The organism is Alistipes sp. ZOR0009 (assembly GCF_000798815.1).
In the GTDB taxonomy this organism is placed as follows: domain Bacteria; phylum Bacteroidota; class Bacteroidia; order Bacteroidales; family ZOR0009; genus Acetobacteroides.
In genome coordinates this window covers 266-16,515 of the sequence record NZ_JTLD01000044.1, presented here as the reverse complement: position 1 = coordinate 16,515, position 16,250 = coordinate 266, and the positions used below count along the sequence as shown (strand labels likewise).

The 16,250-nt window shown below is 44.7% G+C and carries 11 protein-coding genes, 3 tRNA genes and 1 pseudogene; 11 read left to right on the top strand and 4 right to left on the bottom strand.

The window, feature by feature from the left end; genetic code table 11:
- The first annotated feature begins 5 nt into the window (after nucleotides 1-5).
- The 6 genes from L990_RS12770 (at nucleotide 6) to L990_RS19720 (ending at nucleotide 2,333) form a co-directional block, all read left to right on the top strand.
- Nucleotides 6-82 (top strand) — tRNA-Thr (locus L990_RS12770).
- Between the two features lie 26 nt (nucleotides 83-108).
- A tRNA-Tyr gene (locus tag L990_RS12765) sits at nucleotides 109-191 on the top strand.
- A gap of 10 nt (nucleotides 192-201) precedes the next feature.
- A tRNA-Gly gene (locus L990_RS12760) sits at nucleotides 202-274 on the top strand.
- Between the two features lie 122 nt (nucleotides 275-396).
- On the top strand, nucleotides 397-1,128 hold the full coding sequence (locus tag L990_RS12755; protein WP_047449970.1) for a YebC/PmpR family DNA-binding transcriptional regulator: 732 nt from the start codon (nucleotides 397-399) through the stop codon (nucleotides 1,126-1,128).
- A 163-nt stretch (nucleotides 1,129-1,291) separates the two neighbouring features.
- Nucleotides 1,292-2,146 carry an SPFH domain-containing protein gene (locus L990_RS12750; protein WP_047449967.1) on the top strand — a complete coding sequence of 285 codons (855 nt, stop codon included), beginning with the start codon at nucleotides 1,292-1,294 and terminating at the stop codon, nucleotides 2,144-2,146.
- 10 nt (nucleotides 2,147-2,156) lie between these two features.
- Nucleotides 2,157-2,333, top strand: a complete 177-nt coding sequence (locus L990_RS19720) for an Arc family DNA binding domain-containing protein (RefSeq protein WP_081981707.1) — start codon at nucleotides 2,157-2,159, stop codon at nucleotides 2,331-2,333.
- An 88-nt stretch (nucleotides 2,334-2,421) separates the two neighbouring features.
- On the opposite strand, the gene L990_RS12745 is transcribed toward L990_RS19720, so the two are convergent.
- Entirely contained in the window at nucleotides 2,422-3,396 is a 975-nt protein-coding gene (locus L990_RS12745) for an L-threonylcarbamoyladenylate synthase (protein ID WP_047449964.1), read from the bottom strand.
- A gap of 255 nt (nucleotides 3,397-3,651) precedes the next feature.
- On the opposite strand from L990_RS12745, the gene L990_RS12740 reads away from it, so the two are divergent.
- Both L990_RS12740 and L990_RS12735 read left to right on the top strand, forming a co-directional pair.
- Entirely contained in the window at nucleotides 3,652-5,658 is a 2,007-nt protein-coding gene (locus tag L990_RS12740) for a biosynthetic peptidoglycan transglycosylase (protein ID WP_052180993.1), read from the top strand.
- Nucleotides 5,659-5,737: 79 nt separating this feature from the next.
- Nucleotides 5,738-7,006 carry an NAD(P)/FAD-dependent oxidoreductase gene (locus L990_RS12735; protein WP_047449961.1) on the top strand — a complete coding sequence of 423 codons (1,269 nt, stop codon included), beginning with the start codon at nucleotides 5,738-5,740 and terminating at the stop codon, nucleotides 7,004-7,006.
- A gap of 153 nt (nucleotides 7,007-7,159) precedes the next feature.
- Here the strand turns inward: L990_RS12735 and L990_RS20390 are convergent, their stop codons facing one another.
- The 3 genes and pseudogenes from L990_RS20390 to L990_RS12725 form a co-directional block, all read right to left on the bottom strand.
- The gene (locus L990_RS20390; protein WP_410488770.1) at nucleotides 7,160-7,456 is read right to left on the bottom strand and encodes an acetyl-CoA carboxylase biotin carboxyl carrier protein subunit; all 297 of its coding nucleotides are present in this window, start codon (nucleotides 7,454-7,456) and stop codon (nucleotides 7,160-7,162) included.
- A pseudogene (locus L990_RS12730) lies at nucleotides 7,442-9,241 on the bottom strand (biotin/lipoyl-containing protein); the annotation flags it as partial. The gene L990_RS20390 and the pseudogene L990_RS12730, both read right to left, overlap by 15 nt.
- A 172-nt stretch (nucleotides 9,242-9,413) precedes the next feature.
- The gene (locus tag L990_RS12725) at nucleotides 9,414-10,058 is read right to left on the bottom strand and encodes a carbohydrate-binding family 9-like protein (RefSeq protein WP_047449958.1); all 645 of its coding nucleotides are present in this window, start codon (nucleotides 10,056-10,058) and stop codon (nucleotides 9,414-9,416) included.
- 461 nt (nucleotides 10,059-10,519) lie between these two features.
- Between L990_RS12725 and L990_RS12715 the strand changes: the two genes are divergently transcribed.
- The 3 genes from L990_RS12715 (at nucleotide 10,520) to L990_RS12690 (ending at nucleotide 16,032) form a co-directional block, all read left to right on the top strand.
- Complete coding sequence (locus L990_RS12715) at nucleotides 10,520-11,761, top strand: MFS transporter (protein WP_047449952.1); 1,242 nt, start codon at nucleotides 10,520-10,522, stop codon at nucleotides 11,759-11,761.
- Between the two features lie 1,582 nt (nucleotides 11,762-13,343).
- Entirely contained in the window at nucleotides 13,344-15,161 is a 1,818-nt protein-coding gene (locus tag L990_RS12695; protein ID WP_047449942.1) for an AAA family ATPase, read from the top strand.
- On the top strand, nucleotides 15,148-16,032 hold the full coding sequence (locus L990_RS12690; protein ID WP_047449939.1) for a hypothetical protein: 885 nt from the start codon (nucleotides 15,148-15,150) through the stop codon (nucleotides 16,030-16,032). The genes L990_RS12695 and L990_RS12690 overlap by 14 nt, the downstream gene beginning before the upstream one ends.
- Nucleotides 16,033-16,250 lie beyond the last annotated feature (218 nt).

The window sequence follows — 16,250 nt, the reverse complement described above, 5'->3', positions numbered from 1 at the left end:
AAATTGCCGGTGTAGCTCAGTTGGCCAGAGCAGCTGATTTGTAATCAGCTGGTCGGGGGTTCGAATCCCTCCACCGGCTCCAAAAAGTTCTTGAAAATATTTAGTGTTGGGGAGATACCAAAGCGGCCAACTGGGGCAGACTGTAAATCTGCTGACTTATGTCTTCGTAGGTTCGAATCCTGCTCTCCCCACTAAAAAATCGCGGAAGTAGCTCAGTTGGTAGAGCATCAGCCTTCCAAGCTGAGGGTCGCGAGTTCGAATCTCGTCTTCCGCTCAAAAAAGCCTCGAAAGAATTTTCGGGGCTTTTTTTATTTCTTATTTTTGTCAAAAATTTTCAGGAATTACCAAAGGAGCAATACATTTGCACCAGCGGAATAAATATCCAAAGTAAACACAATGGGAAGAGCATTTGAATATCGTAAAGCACGAAAATTGAAGCGTTGGGGCACAATGGCCCGCACGTTTACAAAGCTTGGAAAAGAGATTGTAATGGCCGTAAAAACGGGTGGCCCAGATCCAACCTCAAACTCACGCTTGAGAGTGCTCATTCAAAACGCGAAGGCGGCGAACATGCCTAAAGAAAACGTTGAGCGAGCAATCAAAAAGGCAACGACCAAGGAGCAGGAAGACTACAAGGAGATTGCTTACGAAGGTTACGGCCCTCACGGTATTGCTGTGATCATTGAAACGGCTACAGACAACCCAACCCGTACGGTTGCCAACGTTCGCAGTTACTTCAACAAATGCAACGGTTCGCTCGGAACTTCAGGAAGCGTTTCCTTCATGTTCGAGCACAAGTGCCACTTTAAAGTAAAAGCTAAAGAAGGTATAGATATCGAAGAGCTCGAGCTTGAGATGATCGATTTTGGTGCTGACGAAATTTTTGCGGATACAGAAGAAGGGAATATTGAGATTTACGGAGAATTTGAAACCTTCGGGAATATCCAAAAATACCTCGAGCAAAACGAATTCGAAATTGTAAGCGCCGAATTTGAAAGAATCCCAACTGACACCAAAGAGCTAAACGCCGATCAGCAGGCTGACATCGAAAAGCTGCTGGCTAAATTTGAGGAAGACGATGATGTTACCAACGTTTTCCACAACATGAAGGAATCGGACTCAGAATAAAACGATACATCAAAAAGGAGGCTAAGCCTCCTTTTTTTATGCAGCACACCTCCCCTCTCTTTTTATTTTACTTTTTATTTTACTTTTTCTCTCAAATTTTCACTCTAGTCATATTTTTATCTATATTTGATATCATATTAATATCACAAAAACATCAATACAAATGAAAACAGAAGTACTAAAAGAGCCAACCAATGGCTACACAATGGTCGCTATCACACTAATTATTGGAATTATCGCTATCGCAGGAATTGTTTATAACGTAATTCCAGCATCAATTGCATCCTTCATCGTTTTTAGTTTTTTGATCCCTGGATTTTTTGTTGTTAATCCCAACACGTCCTGCGTTGTATTACTATTCGGAGAATACAAAGGAACAGTGAAGAAAAATGGATTCTTTTGGCTTATCCCCTTCTACTCAAAAAAAATGGTTTCGTTAAAAGCCCGAAACTTCGAAAGTGAACGCCTTAAGGTAAATGACAAGCTCGGAAATCCTATCATGATTAGCGCGATCCTTGTTTGGAGAGTAGAGGAAACCTACAAAGCCATTTTTGAAGTAGACAACTACGAGGAATTTGTAAAAATACAAACAGACTCTGCGGTACGTAAGCTTGCAGGCTCATATGCGTATGATTTATTCGAAGACGAAAAGGCAGCAATAACCTTAACCTCGAACTTCGAAGACGTAAACAAAAGCCTTGAGGACGAAATTACAGACAGGCTAAAGTTGGCCGGATTAACCGTTATAGAGTCGAGAATAGGCTATCTTGCCTACGCTCCAGAAATAGCACAAGCAATGCTAAAAAGGCAGCAGGCAACTGCCATCATTGCGGCCCGAGTAAAAATGGTTGAAGGTGCAGTTGGCATGGTAGAGGGCGCCTTAAAGCTCCTTTCTAGCAAAGGTATTGTAGATCTCGACGAAGAAAAAAAGGCTGCAATGGTAAGCAACTTGTTGGTGGTTCTTTGTGGAGATAAAGAAACATCACCAGTTATCAATGCAGGTACATTAAATCAGTAAGAGCAGCATAATGGGAGATAAAAAATCATTTGCCTTGCGAATTGATGCGGAAACTATGAAAGCCATTGAAAAATGGGCTGCAGACGAGTTTCGCAGCATCAATGGACAGCTAGAGTGGATAATAAACAAGAGTTTAAAAGACGCAGGTAGATTACCAAAGAAAAAGACCAATGAAGAGAAAGAATAAGTTTTCCCTTTAAAATATCTCCAACGAGAATAAAAAAAGCGTTCGAAGAAAAGATCTTACGAACGCTTTTTCATATTCAATCGAGTGTTTAATCCTTTAAATACTGAAATGCCGCCTTTTTAAGCCTATCCATAATGGCAACTCCAATACCTTGCTCGGCAATAGGCTCTGCCACGATAAAGTCAACCTCCTCCTCTTCAAAGTAGTGAAGAGCTCTAAAAAGGTTGGTTGCAGCCTCTGCAAAATCGCCCTTTGCCGATAGCACAAAAACTTTTGCAGGCCCAGACATCTCTCCATCTCCAGAAAAAGCGATATAGCCATACTTTTTCCCTGCAAAAAGATCAAGGTTATTTGAAATATATAGCGGTTTTTTAGGGCTATAGTGGCTATTCAGCAACCCTGGCGAAGGCAAATGGTTATCTACAGGTTTCGTAAAATCGACAACCTCTACTTCTGGAATAACCTTCTTTATATCGGCAGCAGTAACAGCCCCCGGACGAAGTATTTGAATTTTCATTTCATCCACCGACACTACAGACGACTCTATGCCAACCGTAGTGCTTCCACCTTCAATGACATATTCAACGCCTTTAAGCTGCTTGGTAACATGCTTATGATGTGTGGGGCTAAGCTGTCCAAATTTATTTGCGCTAGGTGCTGCTATTGCTGTACCCGAGAGCGTAATTAGCTGCAAAGCCACCAGATGGTTGGGCATACGAATAGCAACAGTATCAAGTCCTGATGTTACAATATCGTGCACCTCGGGCTGTTTTGGCAAAACTAGCGTAAGTGGTCCTGGCCAAAAGGCCTCCGCTAATCGTAGAACAACTGGCGTTATGCTACGAGTCAATCGTGATAGCTGATCAATATGCGAAATATGAACAATTAGCGGATCAAAAGAAGGCCGCTCCTTTTCCTGAAAAATGCGAGCCACTGCACCTGCATTGAAAGCATCAGCCCCTAAGCCATATACCGTCTCAGTGGGGAAAGAGACTAGCTTTCCGGCCTTTATAGCTTCTGCCGCAACTTTCAACGACTCTATATCTGTTCCTAGATATGCCATAATTTGAAGATATCCTTTAAAATCGTTCAAATTTAACGCTAAATATCAGCGTCCCAATTTTATCAGTACAACTTAGAGTAAGAAAAAAAGCTAATTACACCTGCCGTTTCACCTATTTAATGCTGAAATCAAAAACAGCAGCTGATTATCAGATCGTTTATCAGCAACCCTTAAAATAAAACGAAAGCGAATTACCGCTGCAAATTTCACAACTTTCCCATTTTTATTATAGCTTTACCGCACAAATTGGAGCAAATGGAATTAAAGAATCTGCCTTGGCCAAAGATCAAGAAAATAGCACTTTGGATTGGCCTCGGATTAGTTGTTTTAGGGATCGTGCTTTTTGCACTGCGCACGCCCATAATGAAGTACATGGTATCTAACAAGGTTCGCTCGTTTAACGAGAAACATAATGCAGATGTCAAGGTCATCAACCCCCACTTTACAGGGATACTTACCCTAAACTTTGATGAGATTGTAATTAAGCCTATTGACAACGATACGCTTATCAACATCGACAACCTATCCATTAAGATAAATCCGCTCAGGTTGCTTATGGCCCGCCTTAGCATTACCAACCTAAAGGCCGACAACATCAACATAAACGTACTAAGAGATAGCACAGGGAATAACTACACGTTCCTCTACAAGTCGGTAAATAAGGAGGAGCCCTCCTCTACGTCTAGTTCGAGCTACGAACGTCGTGTTTCTAGACTTATGGATCTGTTCTTCGATATCCTTCCTAGTGATATCCACATTAAAAAGTTCGACTTTTTGATTAATACTAGGGGGCACAAGGTATACGCCACCGTTCCAAAGTTTGATATCAGCAGCGGTATTATCGACTTAAACACGCTGGTTACCGAGAATGACTCCACCACCAACTACAAAATTGTTGGAGACATTAATACTTGGATAAATAAGGCCTACGTCAAGGTATATGCAGCCAACGCGCCATCAGCGACCATACCTTTTATTAGCTACAAGTTCAATGCAAAGGTCTCTTTTGATACGTTAGCCTTTGGGATTGATAACTCTGGCTATTCGCACGGCAAGTACCAGCTCGAAGGTAATGCCATGTTTGACGGGCTGAAAGTACAGCATAGAAAAATTGCGATGCAGGAGGTTAACCTAGACAAAGGAAGCTTAAACTACGTCGTTAATTTTGGAAAAGATTTTGTAGAGTTAGACAGTGCAACCGTTATCAACTTTAACAAGCTAACCTTTAGCCCATACGCCAAGTACCGCTCAAAGCCAAATCGCTTTGTAGCGCTATCCTTAAACAAGGATTTCTTCCCTGCCCAAGACCTTTTCAGCTCGCTTCCCGAAGGTATCTTCTCTACAGTTAGGGGGCTAGAGGTAAATGGAGAGCTGGCCTACCACCTAAAATTCGAGGCAGACTGGAACAACCTAAAAGACTTGGTTTTCGAGTCAGAGCTTCGATCTCAAAACTTTAGTATTAAAAAGTATGGCGATGTAGTTTACCCCTACATCAACGGGCCATTCCAGTATACCTTCTACGACAACGGCGTACCTTCTCGTACATTCCCTGTGGGAGAAGACAACCCCAACTTTCGCAGGTTAGACCAAATTCCTCCTGTACTCCAATACGCCGTAATGTTTTCCGAAGATGGCAACTTCTTTGGTCACCGAGGTTTCCTAATCGACGCATTCCGCGCGTCGCTAATTCGAAACATTCAGGCCGGAAGATTTGCCAGAGGAGGTAGCACCATTACCATGCAGCTGGTAAAAAACATATACCTATCACGAAATAAAACCATAGCACGTAAGCTGGAGGAGGCGCTTATCACCTGGCTAATAGAAAGGCAGCACCTCGTTTCTAAGCAGCGTATGCTAGAAATATACCTTAATATAATAGAATGGGGCCCCGGAGTATTTGGAGCCAACGAGGCTGCTGAATTCTACTTCAACAAGGATGTCAGCCGACTTACCACCTCGGAGGCCATATTTATGGCAAGCATTATTCCCCGACCCAAGAAATTCTTCTACAGCTTTAGCGATAGCGGTTCGCTGCGCCACAACATGGCAGGCTACTACCGATTAATCGCCAGCAAAATGCTTCGTAAGGGAATCATCTCTCAGGAAGAATTTGACATGATCGTTCCTAACGTACGCCTCGACGGAATGGCCAAAGCCTACCTACGAGAGCCTCTCATCAACCTATCCGACACCCTACTTCTACGCGAAGACGAAGAGGAAATGCCAGTAGAGGATACACCACCCGCAACTCAAACCAATTAGCTAATAAAAACGCACTACTTCAGCAAGTAGTGCGTTTTCTACATTTATAGCAGCTATCTTTGGCACATAATACCAGACTATGAAAGACTACGACATAGCCATCGTTGGTGGCGGAGCCGCCGGACTAATTGCAGCTTGGGCTGCTGCTCGCGAAGGAGCAAAAGTTATTGTGCTCGAAAAAATGGAAAAAACGGCCCGCAAAGTACGCATCAGCGGAAAAGGGCGATGCAACATAACCAATGCCGAACGCTACGACGAATTCCTATCAAAAATAAATACCAACCCTGCTTTTTTCCGCTGGGCATTTAGCAGCTTTCAGCCAAACGACATAATCGAGCTGCTCGAAAAGTACGGCGTACGCACGGTTACCGAACGTGGTAACCGCGTATTCCCCGAAAGCGGCAAAGCGTGGGATGTGGCAACCGCCATTCTTGATGCAGCCTCCGAGGCTGGTGCCGACGTGCACATTTTTAAGGAGGTTACAAAAATTGGCGTTACCGACAATAAAATTAAATCCATCGAATTTAGGGATACCGAAAACGGGAACCAAGCCGTTATAACCGTTAAGGCTGTTATTTTGGCTACGGGTGGGCTATCCTACCCCCGCACAGGATCTACAGGAGACGGTTATGGGATGCTCGAAAAGCTAAACCACCATATAATCACCCCACTCCCATCCCTAGTCCCTCTAAAAGTTAAGCAGTTCGAATTTGCGAAGCTACAGGCGCTACAGCTTCGCAACGTCGAGGTTTCTCTCGAAGTAGAAGGAACGGCTGTAGGTACCGAATTTGGAGAAATGGAGTTTTTAGACAACGGGATTGGTGGATCAACCGTAATTCGCCTAAGCCGCAAAGCCTCAGAAGCGCTACACAAGGGACAAAACGTGGCCTTAGCCATCAACCTAAAACCGGCGCTTACCCCAGAGCAGCTGGTTGATCGCATAAAGCGCGACGTTCGCTCGGGTGAATTTACAACAGCCGAAAGCCTAATGATGGGATTACTCCCCCGAAAGCTGGTTAAGCCATTTGCCGCCTTCCACAAAATAGGACTTAAAAAGGAGGTAGCCGACTATACCGATGCCGATATCAGCAAGCTTGCACGCACCCTACAAAGCACCCGCCTAAATGTTGGCGAAACGGCCGGATTTGATGGCGCTATCGTAACGATGGGCGGCCTATCGCTAAAGCACATCGATGCCAAAACGCTACAATCAAAAAAGGTACAAGGCCTATTTGTTGCCGGCGAGCTGCTCGACCTTGATGGACCTACCGGAGGTTACAACCTGCAGATAGCATTCTCAACAGGCTACCTTGCCGGTAAAAGTGCCGCAAAGCAAGTAAAGGAGTAACCTTTTACAGCACAATACTACCTTGGGCTATCCTTATTGGATGGCCCTTTTTGCGTTGTGACCGCCGTCCTTTCTAGCAAAGCGCAACCTCCATACCACCCAACAAAAAAGGCCAACCCATTCGGGTTGGCCTTACGTTTATGCTATTTCGAATTAGATTACATCGATAAGCTTAGCATCAGCAGGAACAGTTTGTCCTTCTTCTACGAAGATATTGTTTACAATACCGTCGAAGGTAGCAGGAATGCTGTTTTCCATCTTCATAGCCTCAAGAACTACGATAGTTTGTCCGCTCTTGATGGTTTCTCCTGGCTTAACTAGGATTTGAAGAATCTTTCCTGGCATTGGAGATTCGATTGGCTTACCTGCCTTGTTAGATACAGGAGCAGCGCCAGCAGCAGCAGGTGCACCAGCTACAACAGCAGGAGCTTCCTTAACTACGTCTAGAATTGCAGAATCTGCAGGAATAGTATCGCCTTCAGCAACAAAAATGTTGTTGATAAAGCCATCGAATGGGCAGGTGATGCTGTTTTCCATCTTCATTGCTTCTAGGATAAGCACGGTTTGTCCAGCCTTAACTGGCTCACCTGGCTTAACTAGAATTTGAAGTACCTTACCAGGCATAGCAACTGCTACGTCTTGACCCTTTACAGCCGACTTAGCAACAGCAGTAGCAGCAGCAGCTTCTACCTTTTCTGCCTTAGGTGCATTCTTGTACTGCTCCTTCTTAGCGAAGGTTAGGTAATCCTTAGCAACTAGTGGGAAAAGTTCAAGAAGAAGAACTTCCTTCTCGTTCTCAGCTAGCTTCACACCAAGACCAGGAATTTCTGGGTTTGGTTGCATTTGGTGCTTCGATACATCGTAGTCAGTTTCTTCGCGAGTACCGCAAATCTTGAAACGGAATTCTGGATCTACTGGAATTGGAGTCTTACCGTACTCACCCTTAACCATACCCTTAAACTGGTTAGAAACGTTGCTGTACATTTCCTTACCGTTCATGATGTCAAGCGCGCAGTTTACAGCTTGTGCTCCTACGATTTGGCTGGTTGGAGTTACCAATGGAGGTAAACCAGAATCCAAACGTACTTGTGGGATTAGCTCCATAGCCTTTGGAAGGATGTGCTCTGACTTAAGCGCCTTAAGCTGAGCTACCATGTTGGTGTACATACCTCCAGGGATTTCTGCCTTCTTAACTAGCTCGTCTGGTGCTGGGAATCCGAAGTGGTTCTCGATAGCGTGACAAGCAGCTAGAAGAGCCTCTTCGTTACCTGCCTTAGCAGCCTCGATTGCCTTGTCGAATTGTGCCTCGATTTCAGCAGGTAGAGCGTCTGTTAGCGGGTTGAATGGTTTTGGGAACATCTTCACTGCATCAACATCAGCAAGCTCCTTACGGATGTCAACAAGCTCAGAGTTGATCATAGCAACTGCGTGCATGTTGATGTCTAGCTCAATGCCTAGCTTTTGGCAGAAGATGTAGATAAGTTCGATAGCTGGAGCAGCAGGACCACCTGCAAAGTTCCAGATGTTGGTATCAACAATATCAACACCGTTTACGATAGCCGAAAGAACTGCGCCTAAGCCGTAGCCAGGAGTACAGTGGGTATGGAAATCGATAGGTACGTTGATGTGCTGCTTGAATAGCGTGATAAGCGCTGCAATACGTGATGGTGGAATAAGACCGCTCATGTCCTTAATGGTGATCATATCAGCACCAAGAGCAGCCATTTCCTTAGCCTTACCTAGGAAGTACTCATCGGTAAACACTGGAGTCTTTAGCTCGTGTGGATCGATGGTGTAGCAAACTGCGCAGTCTGCAATACCGCCGTACTTCTTAACGTACTTAATGGTAGACTTTACGTTGTTTACGTCGTTAAGAGCATCAAAAATACGCATGATGCCAAGACCAGACTCGATAGCGTTACGGCTAAATCCGTCGATAATTTCATCTGGGTATGGAGCATAACCGAATAGGTTACGACCACGAGAAAGAGCTGTTAGCTTAGATACGTTGCCTACAGCAGCCTTAATAGTCTCTAAACGAGTCCATGGGTTTTCGTTCAAGTAGCGCATTACTGAGTCAGGCACCGCACCACCCCATACTTCCATTGCGTAGAAGTTGGCGTACTTGTAGAAGGGTAACAATCTGTTAACCTGTGCCTGAGTCATTCTTGTTGCAAATAGAGACTGCTGACCGTCACGCATGGTCAAGTCTCTAATCAAAAGTTTTCTTCCCATAACTATAATAAAGTTGTTTATGCCTTAGTAAATGTGATCCAAAACTATCAAAAAAGGGATGTTAATGTGCTAACAAAAAGGTTTTTTATAACACTATTCTGAATGTTTTACAACATCAATTATAGCCATAAAAAAAGCCTCAAAAAGAGGCTTTTATGGATATTAACATTTTTTACTCGAAGAAGAGCTCCCCAAAGAACTCTGGCAGGTGAAAGTTTGGCGTTGGCGCATCGATCTTTTTCCACGAAAGGAAGTGTGGCACTGACAGCTTATCGCCGCACTTGTAGAAGTTGGCCGTAAACCGATCGCCCGAAACGGGCCTAAACTTAGAGCTAAAGAATGCTTTAAATGGGATGGCTGCCGTAAGGCTCCACTCCGTTTCGCCGGTACGCTCCACAAACGGCTTTTTACCCAGCGTAGAGTGTACCCTGATGGTCGAAAGCACGTCGTTTTCGCCCCTTACCGCCGAGGTTCTATCCTTGCGGTACCCCATCAGCTTTTTGCCGATGCACGAAAACTCGAGGTTGTAGTAGTACTCGTTGCACTCGGGCGAGATAAACAGCTCCACGCAGCTATCTTCCCATACGTTGCCGTTATCCTCGGCCGCAACCGCGCGCACCGACTGCTCTCTTACCTTAAACTTAACAAAAAGTTCGTTATCGTTATAGGCTAAGCGAAGCGTAACCCTTGGCTTGTAGGGGTACTCCTCCCAGCTCACCTGCTCAATCTTAAAGGAGGTAATTTCCCAATCCAACGTCTGCGATACCAACTCGAGGTCTGGCCTTTCGATATCCTCCAAAATCTTCTTAACTATCATTCTTTATTTTTTAACTTTTAAAACTCCCTCTCCAATCGGGGACGGCATCGCATTTACGTCCATACCTAGCTTGCTCACGTTTCTGCTCTCCCATGCCTCCCAGCAGTACCTATCAGTACATCCAACCTCGAATGAACAGGGGGTGAAAATATAAAAAATACAACAACATTGCTGTACCTTGCACAGTAAAATTAGAATTCCGTTCTAAATAAAATGGCCACTAAACCACTGCAAAGTGAATAGATATAGCCACAGCCCCATCTGCCGCTCCAAACAGCGTATAAAATAGCAGCCCCCAGCTTTGTTCCATAAAAATTGCTATGCCAATGCAAAAGGTTGCACCCAAGGGTCGGTATCTCGCCCAAATGCCCATCCCTATAAAAATCAACTTATAGGAGAGAACCATTAAAAAATCTATATTGCGCCATTATTTTTAGTACAATCATTAACAATACTTATCTATGACGAGTCAAGCAAAATCAGGGAAGACGCTAGTCGTTCCGCTGGTTATAGTCGGAGTACTATTTTTTGTTATGGGTTTTGGAGTTGGTATAAGCGGATTCCTAACACCATTCCTTCAAAATGCATTTAACCTATCCGTTTCGCAGTCGTACCTGGTTACGGCGGCCATCTTCTCTGCGTTTGTCGTATTCGGCGCTCCTGCAGGATGGGTTATCAAAAAATTTGGCTACCGCATGGGAATGCTCTTCGCCTTCTTCATCATGGCTGCCGGAATGCTTCTTTTTGTGCCTTCGGCCAAAATGAGCAGCTTCCCCATCTTCCTGCTGGCACTTTTCGTGGGTGGTATTGGTAACACCCTGCTTCAGGCTGCCGTAAACCCCTACGTTACCATCATCGGCCCTAAGGAGAGCGCCGCCATGCGCATGTGCCTTATGGGCATCATGAACAAGGCTGCCTGGTGGCTTTCGTCGCTATTCCTTGGCCTGTTCCTAAACCTAAATAACGTTCAGCTAAGCGATATCATCCTTCCATTCTACATCGTTACCGCCATTCTAGTTGGACTAGGCGTTTTCATGTACTTCGCTCCACTTCCCGAAGTGAAGGCCGAAGGCGAGGACGAGTCGGAGGCAGGCAACGAGGTGTCGTCGTACGCTTCGTCTAAGACAAGCATCCTTCAGTTCCCCCACCTGCTAATGGGCGTAGCTGCGCTATTCCTATACGTAGGCATCGAAACCCTTCCAATGGTATCCATCATCGGCTACGCTAAGTCGGTTTTTGGCGACGTGGCAGGTCTCGAAAGCTTCTCGAAGTACGTAACCATCGGTTTGGTTATCGGCTACATCTTTGGCGTTCTTATGATCCCCAAAATCATCTCCCAAACAACAGCCCTTAAGGCGTTCGCAATAATTGGTATTGTGGCATCTGGCCTCCTTATCTACCTTCCAGGCGAGTACGGCGTGTACTGCATGGCATTCCTCGGATTTGCCAACTCGCTAATGTGGCCAGCCATTTGGCCGCTTGCCATTGCCGACCTGGGCAAGTTTACCAAAACAGGCTCGTCGCTGCTGGTAATGGGTATCGTAGGTGGCGCCGTGGTGCCATTCATCTTCGGTATGCTCGTTGATGCCTTTAAGGTAAACGAGGTGGTTACCGCCGCCAGCTACCAAAGCGCATTCTGGATCTTCATCCCAGCCTACCTATTCATCCTTTACTTTGGCGTAAAAGGTCACAAGCTACGCTAGTAGTGTTTGATATACGTAAAGGGCTGTCCACCACCTGTTGGGCAGCCCTTTTTTTATTCCCGCCAGCCGCCACCGCACCTCCTTATGCGAGGTAGCGCAAGCGCAGGCAGCAGCATCCGCTCTCCAACCGATACCCTTTGGGCGTTCCCCTTCGGGTCGGGCTGTACGCTGCAAGTCCTCGCCCTACGCTCCGCTTCGGGCTGTGGGCTTTCCGCTCCCATCCCTAACGCGGCCTTCTGCCAACCCGGTAGCTTAGCCGCTCAAGCAGCCCTCACCTCTCCCTCCTAACCAAGCCCCACCCTTGCCCCGCTAACAGCCCCATCCTATAGGGCAGGTGTAATTCCTGCTTCCGAGAAAAATATGTAGACACAGTTCCGTGAATACTCCCTGAATACTCCCGAACAGTCTCGAACAGTCTCCGGCAATTTACCCCCGAGCTCTTGCAACTTACTCAGAGCCTCTCGCAACTTCTCCACGAGCTCTTGCAATCTGCGCAGAAGTTCTTGCAACTTCTCCACGAGCTCTCGCAACTTGCGCAGAGCCTCTCGCAACTTCTCCACGAGCTCTCGCAATCTGCGCAGAGCCTCTTGCAACTTCTCCACGAGCTCTTGCAACCTGCGCAGAGCCTCTTGCAACTTCCCTCTAGCTCTTGCAACTTCCCTCTAGCTCTTGCAACTTCCCTCTAGCTCTCGCAACTTGCGCAGAGCCTCTTGCAACTTCCCTTTAGCTCTTGCAACTTACTCAGAGCCTCTCGCAACTTCTCCACGAGCTCTTGCAACTTGCGCAGAAGCTCTTGCAACTTCTCCACGAGCTCTCGCAATCTACGCAGAGCCTCTTGCAACTTCTCCACGAGCTCTCGCAACTTGCGCAGAGCCTCTTGCAACTTCTCCACGAGCTCTTGCAACCTGCGCAGAGCCTCTTGCAACTTCCCTCTAGCTCTTGCAACTTGCGCAGAGCCTCTTGCAACTTCCCTCTAGCTCTTGCAACTTGCGCAGAAGCTCTCGCAACTTCCCTCTAGCTCTTGCAACCTGCGCAGAAGCTCTTGCAACTTCCCTTTAGCTCTTGCAACTTGCGCAGAAGCTCTACTCTTTTTGCATTTTTCCACTCTAGCGCAGCTGGATACAAAACTGCGACTGCATTTTCCCTCTCTAGCGCAGCTGGGAACGAAACTGCGGTTGCATTTTCCTACTCTAGCCGAGCTGGGAACAAAACTGCAGCTGCATTTTTCCATTCTAACGGAGCTGGACACGAAACTGCAGCTGCAGTTTCCCATTCTAGCCGAGTTGGGAGCAAAACTGCGGTTGCATTTTCCTATCCCGGCCAAGTAGCCAACCAAAATGCAAATTTTGCCCCTCCGCTAAGCTTAGCGTCCTCGCTAAGCTTAGTTAGCCCGGCCTCCGGCCGCATTCGCCCCATTAAGCCATCCTCGCAAAAGAGCTAGGCAGCAAGACATCCATTCGCCACGTACAGCCAAGCCACCCTACTATTTTCGTTTCCCACGCCCCAACGAGATGCCATAAATGGTATATTTAAACCCTAAAAGATAGCTTACGCATAACCTAACCGCTAAAACAACCGCATCATGGAGCTGCTATACGTTTGGATAGAGGAGTACAACAACATCCACCACCAAGGCTTTAACTTTTCGCCCAAGCACCACTTTCACTTCGAGCCCAAAGAAAAGGAAGGCCCCGTTACAGGTGGCACCCTAACCCACAATGAGATCAACACCAGCTACCCCGACAACTTCTTTGGCGAGCACATCAGCAACATTACCGCTATTGTGGGGAAAAATGGTAGTGGAAAGAGTAGCTTGATAGATTTTATTACAACAAGAGGAGGATGGGCTTTCGAAGAACTCACTTCTAGCAGTGGTTACATTTTTATAACCAAGGAAAATACAAAAAATCTAATACTACACTATTTTTGTAGCCATGCAATAAAGGATAGTCTTTTTTCACAACATGGTGAAAAGTTAATTACAGAAAATGTACTAGATGCATTTTACAAAACACAAAAAGAGGAAACCTCGGATTACAAGCATAATATTCTATACTATTCCTCTGCCCTAAATTCTAACGAAAAGTTAGCAGCCAGCAAATCCTACACAGCAAATATTTCCACTAATTTTCTTCTTGAAACAGCAGGACACCCTAAAGAATTCGAGTTAACAAGATCCGAAAATTTTAAAAAAACCAACCCTTCATTAACCGCCTTCCGCTTTCATGATAAGAAGAAACAAATAGAACTACTATCGCACTTTAGTAAAAACGATAAGCTGACTCCTTTCAAATGTCCAGAGACATTTTCAATACAACTCCTATTCTCATTTGAGGAATCCTATATTTATAAATTAAACAAAGTAAGAGATCTTGAATACTTATTATTGACAGGAAGTAGCAAGGAGTCTTTACAAAATGAAAATATCGAAAAATACCTATACTTTACGCTGCTTGCATCTACAAACTACAAAGAGAAAAAATATGATAGTTTTTCTGAATTAAAAAATACCCTTGAGAAAGAATTCAACCTAAACAAAGATTTCTCATATTATTCCAAAATGTTAAGTAAATGCAGCAGTAGCAGCATATCCGAAACGAGAAGTTCATCCAAAGATGGAGCAGAAAAATTATTAATATTTGACTTATCATTCAAATTCAACTTTTCCAGTTTTGATAATGATGTTTTATCCTTTCTTGAAGATAAAAATCAGACTCTAGCTCTAAAAAAATGGGCATATCACATTAGACCCCTTATTTCTTGGGATGACATAAGCGATGGGGAAACCTCTTTAATTTCAATATTTGCACGCATATGGCATGAACACAAAAATAGAAACAACGGTTTTACAACCTGCATTTTCGATGAGCCTGACACCTCATTACATCCCGAATGGCAACAATCATTAGTCGATAGGTTCAAAAACTTTTTTTCGCTTCTTGGAGAAAAAAAGAAATACCACCTTATTATTACTTCTCACTCTCCAATCGTTATTTCCGACCTCCCCCGCGAAAATGTAATTTTCTTAGATACAGTAAAGGATAATGAAAAGGAAGATAAGACTCGCTGCAAAGTTTGCGAGCCCGAGAAAATGGAGCGCACCTTTGGCGCCAACATCCATAGCCTCTACCGCAGCTCGTTTTTTATGGATGGCTTAATGGGAAAGTTTGCCGAAGGCAAGATTAATGATGTGATTAAGGATTTGAGAGGAGACGGGGAAATAGAGGAAAAAAGGAAGACGGAAATACGGTTTATTATTGGCCAAGTAGGGGAACCCTTGGTACGGGAGATGCTGCTAAAGCAGTACAACCAAAAGTTTCACTTCAACATCGAGGATAGAATTGAAGTTTTAGAAAAAGAGTTGGAGGCACTTAAAGCAAGAAGAGATGATACCAATTAAGCAGCACTATACGGAGGTGGTAAAAGAAAACTACTGGAAAAGAATTAAGCCTCTACTTACCCCAAAAAAAGAAGTTGTATTAAACGACTTAATAAAACTCAATCCAAAATTTTCAGAATTCAAAGATGCGAAGGGATTAATACTTTCAGATTTCAGCAAGATAAAATCCTGCATCAAATCTTTGGAACTAGGAGAACCAAAAGATTTTGACTTCATGGTTACAAAGTACGAAACCTTCATTAACAATAAAAATCTTTATTGCAATGTATCTCTAATCGATGATTTAGGCATCAAAGTATGCCCGTATTGCAATCGTAGTTTTATAATGAGTACACGAGTTGACGTAGATAACAAAATCAAAAATACGTGTCAACTCGACCATTTTTATAACAAAAATCAATATCCAATATTTGCATTATCTCTCCAAAATCTCATCCCCGTTTGCAGCAGCTGCAACCATAGCAAACTTGATAAAGAGTTCAAAAAGTCGCCTTTTGAAATTGAAGATGTTGATAAAGGTTTTACGTTCTCGCTAGAATATGCCAAGGCCGACTACACCAAGCCTGATGCTTTTAAGGTAATTACAACAACACCAGATAATGTGTTAATAGATCAGAAAGAAATCCTTGGTCTCGAAACGCTTTACTCCAAGCACAACGATATCGGCCACGAGCTATTCCTAAAGCAGCACATCTACAGCGAAGATCGGATTATGGAGCTATGCGAGTCGTTCCCCGAGCTCTTCACCTCTCCCAACGAGGTACGCCAGCTAATACTCGGAAACTATATAGATAAAAAGGATGTTGGCAAGCGCCCCCTCGCCAAGATGACACGCGATATCATGATGCAGCTGGGCTTTATCGAGGAGTAGCCCTTACGGTATCCGCTAAGCCATCCCAACAAGGGAGGCGTTAAGCATAGGCCACAACCGCGAGAACAGTCCATTTACCCACATGCTTTACCTCCAAAGTGGCACAGGTAGGCGTTACCTCAAAAAGGCCACTAAAGAGCAGCAATCAGCACCTTTTCCGCAAGGAGTAAACAAAAAAGGCCCCGAACTTTCGTTCGAGGCCTCTGTAAGGTTGGCGA

Coding starts and splice junctions, on each gene's coding strand:
- L990_RS12690 (WP_047449939.1), top strand. CDS start 15,148: ATGATACCAATTAAGCAGCACTATACGGAGGTGGTAAAAGAAAACTAC.
- L990_RS12750 (WP_047449967.1), top strand. CDS start 1,292: ATGAAAACAGAAGTACTAAAAGAGCCAACCAATGGCTACACAATGGTC.
- L990_RS12735 (WP_047449961.1), top strand. CDS start 5,738: ATGAAAGACTACGACATAGCCATCGTTGGTGGCGGAGCCGCCGGACTA.
- L990_RS12695 (WP_047449942.1), top strand. CDS start 13,344: ATGGAGCTGCTATACGTTTGGATAGAGGAGTACAACAACATCCACCAC.
- L990_RS12715 (WP_047449952.1), top strand. CDS start 10,520: ATGACGAGTCAAGCAAAATCAGGGAAGACGCTAGTCGTTCCGCTGGTT.
- L990_RS19720 (WP_081981707.1), top strand. CDS start 2,157: ATGGGAGATAAAAAATCATTTGCCTTGCGAATTGATGCGGAAACTATG.
- L990_RS12725 (WP_047449958.1), bottom strand. CDS start 10,058: ATGATAGTTAAGAAGATTTTGGAGGATATCGAAAGGCCAGACCTCGAG.
- L990_RS12755 (WP_047449970.1), top strand. CDS start 397: ATGGGAAGAGCATTTGAATATCGTAAAGCACGAAAATTGAAGCGTTGG.
- L990_RS12745 (WP_047449964.1), bottom strand. CDS start 3,396: ATGGCATATCTAGGAACAGATATAGAGTCGTTGAAAGTTGCGGCAGAA.
- L990_RS12740 (WP_052180993.1), top strand. CDS start 3,652: ATGGAATTAAAGAATCTGCCTTGGCCAAAGATCAAGAAAATAGCACTT.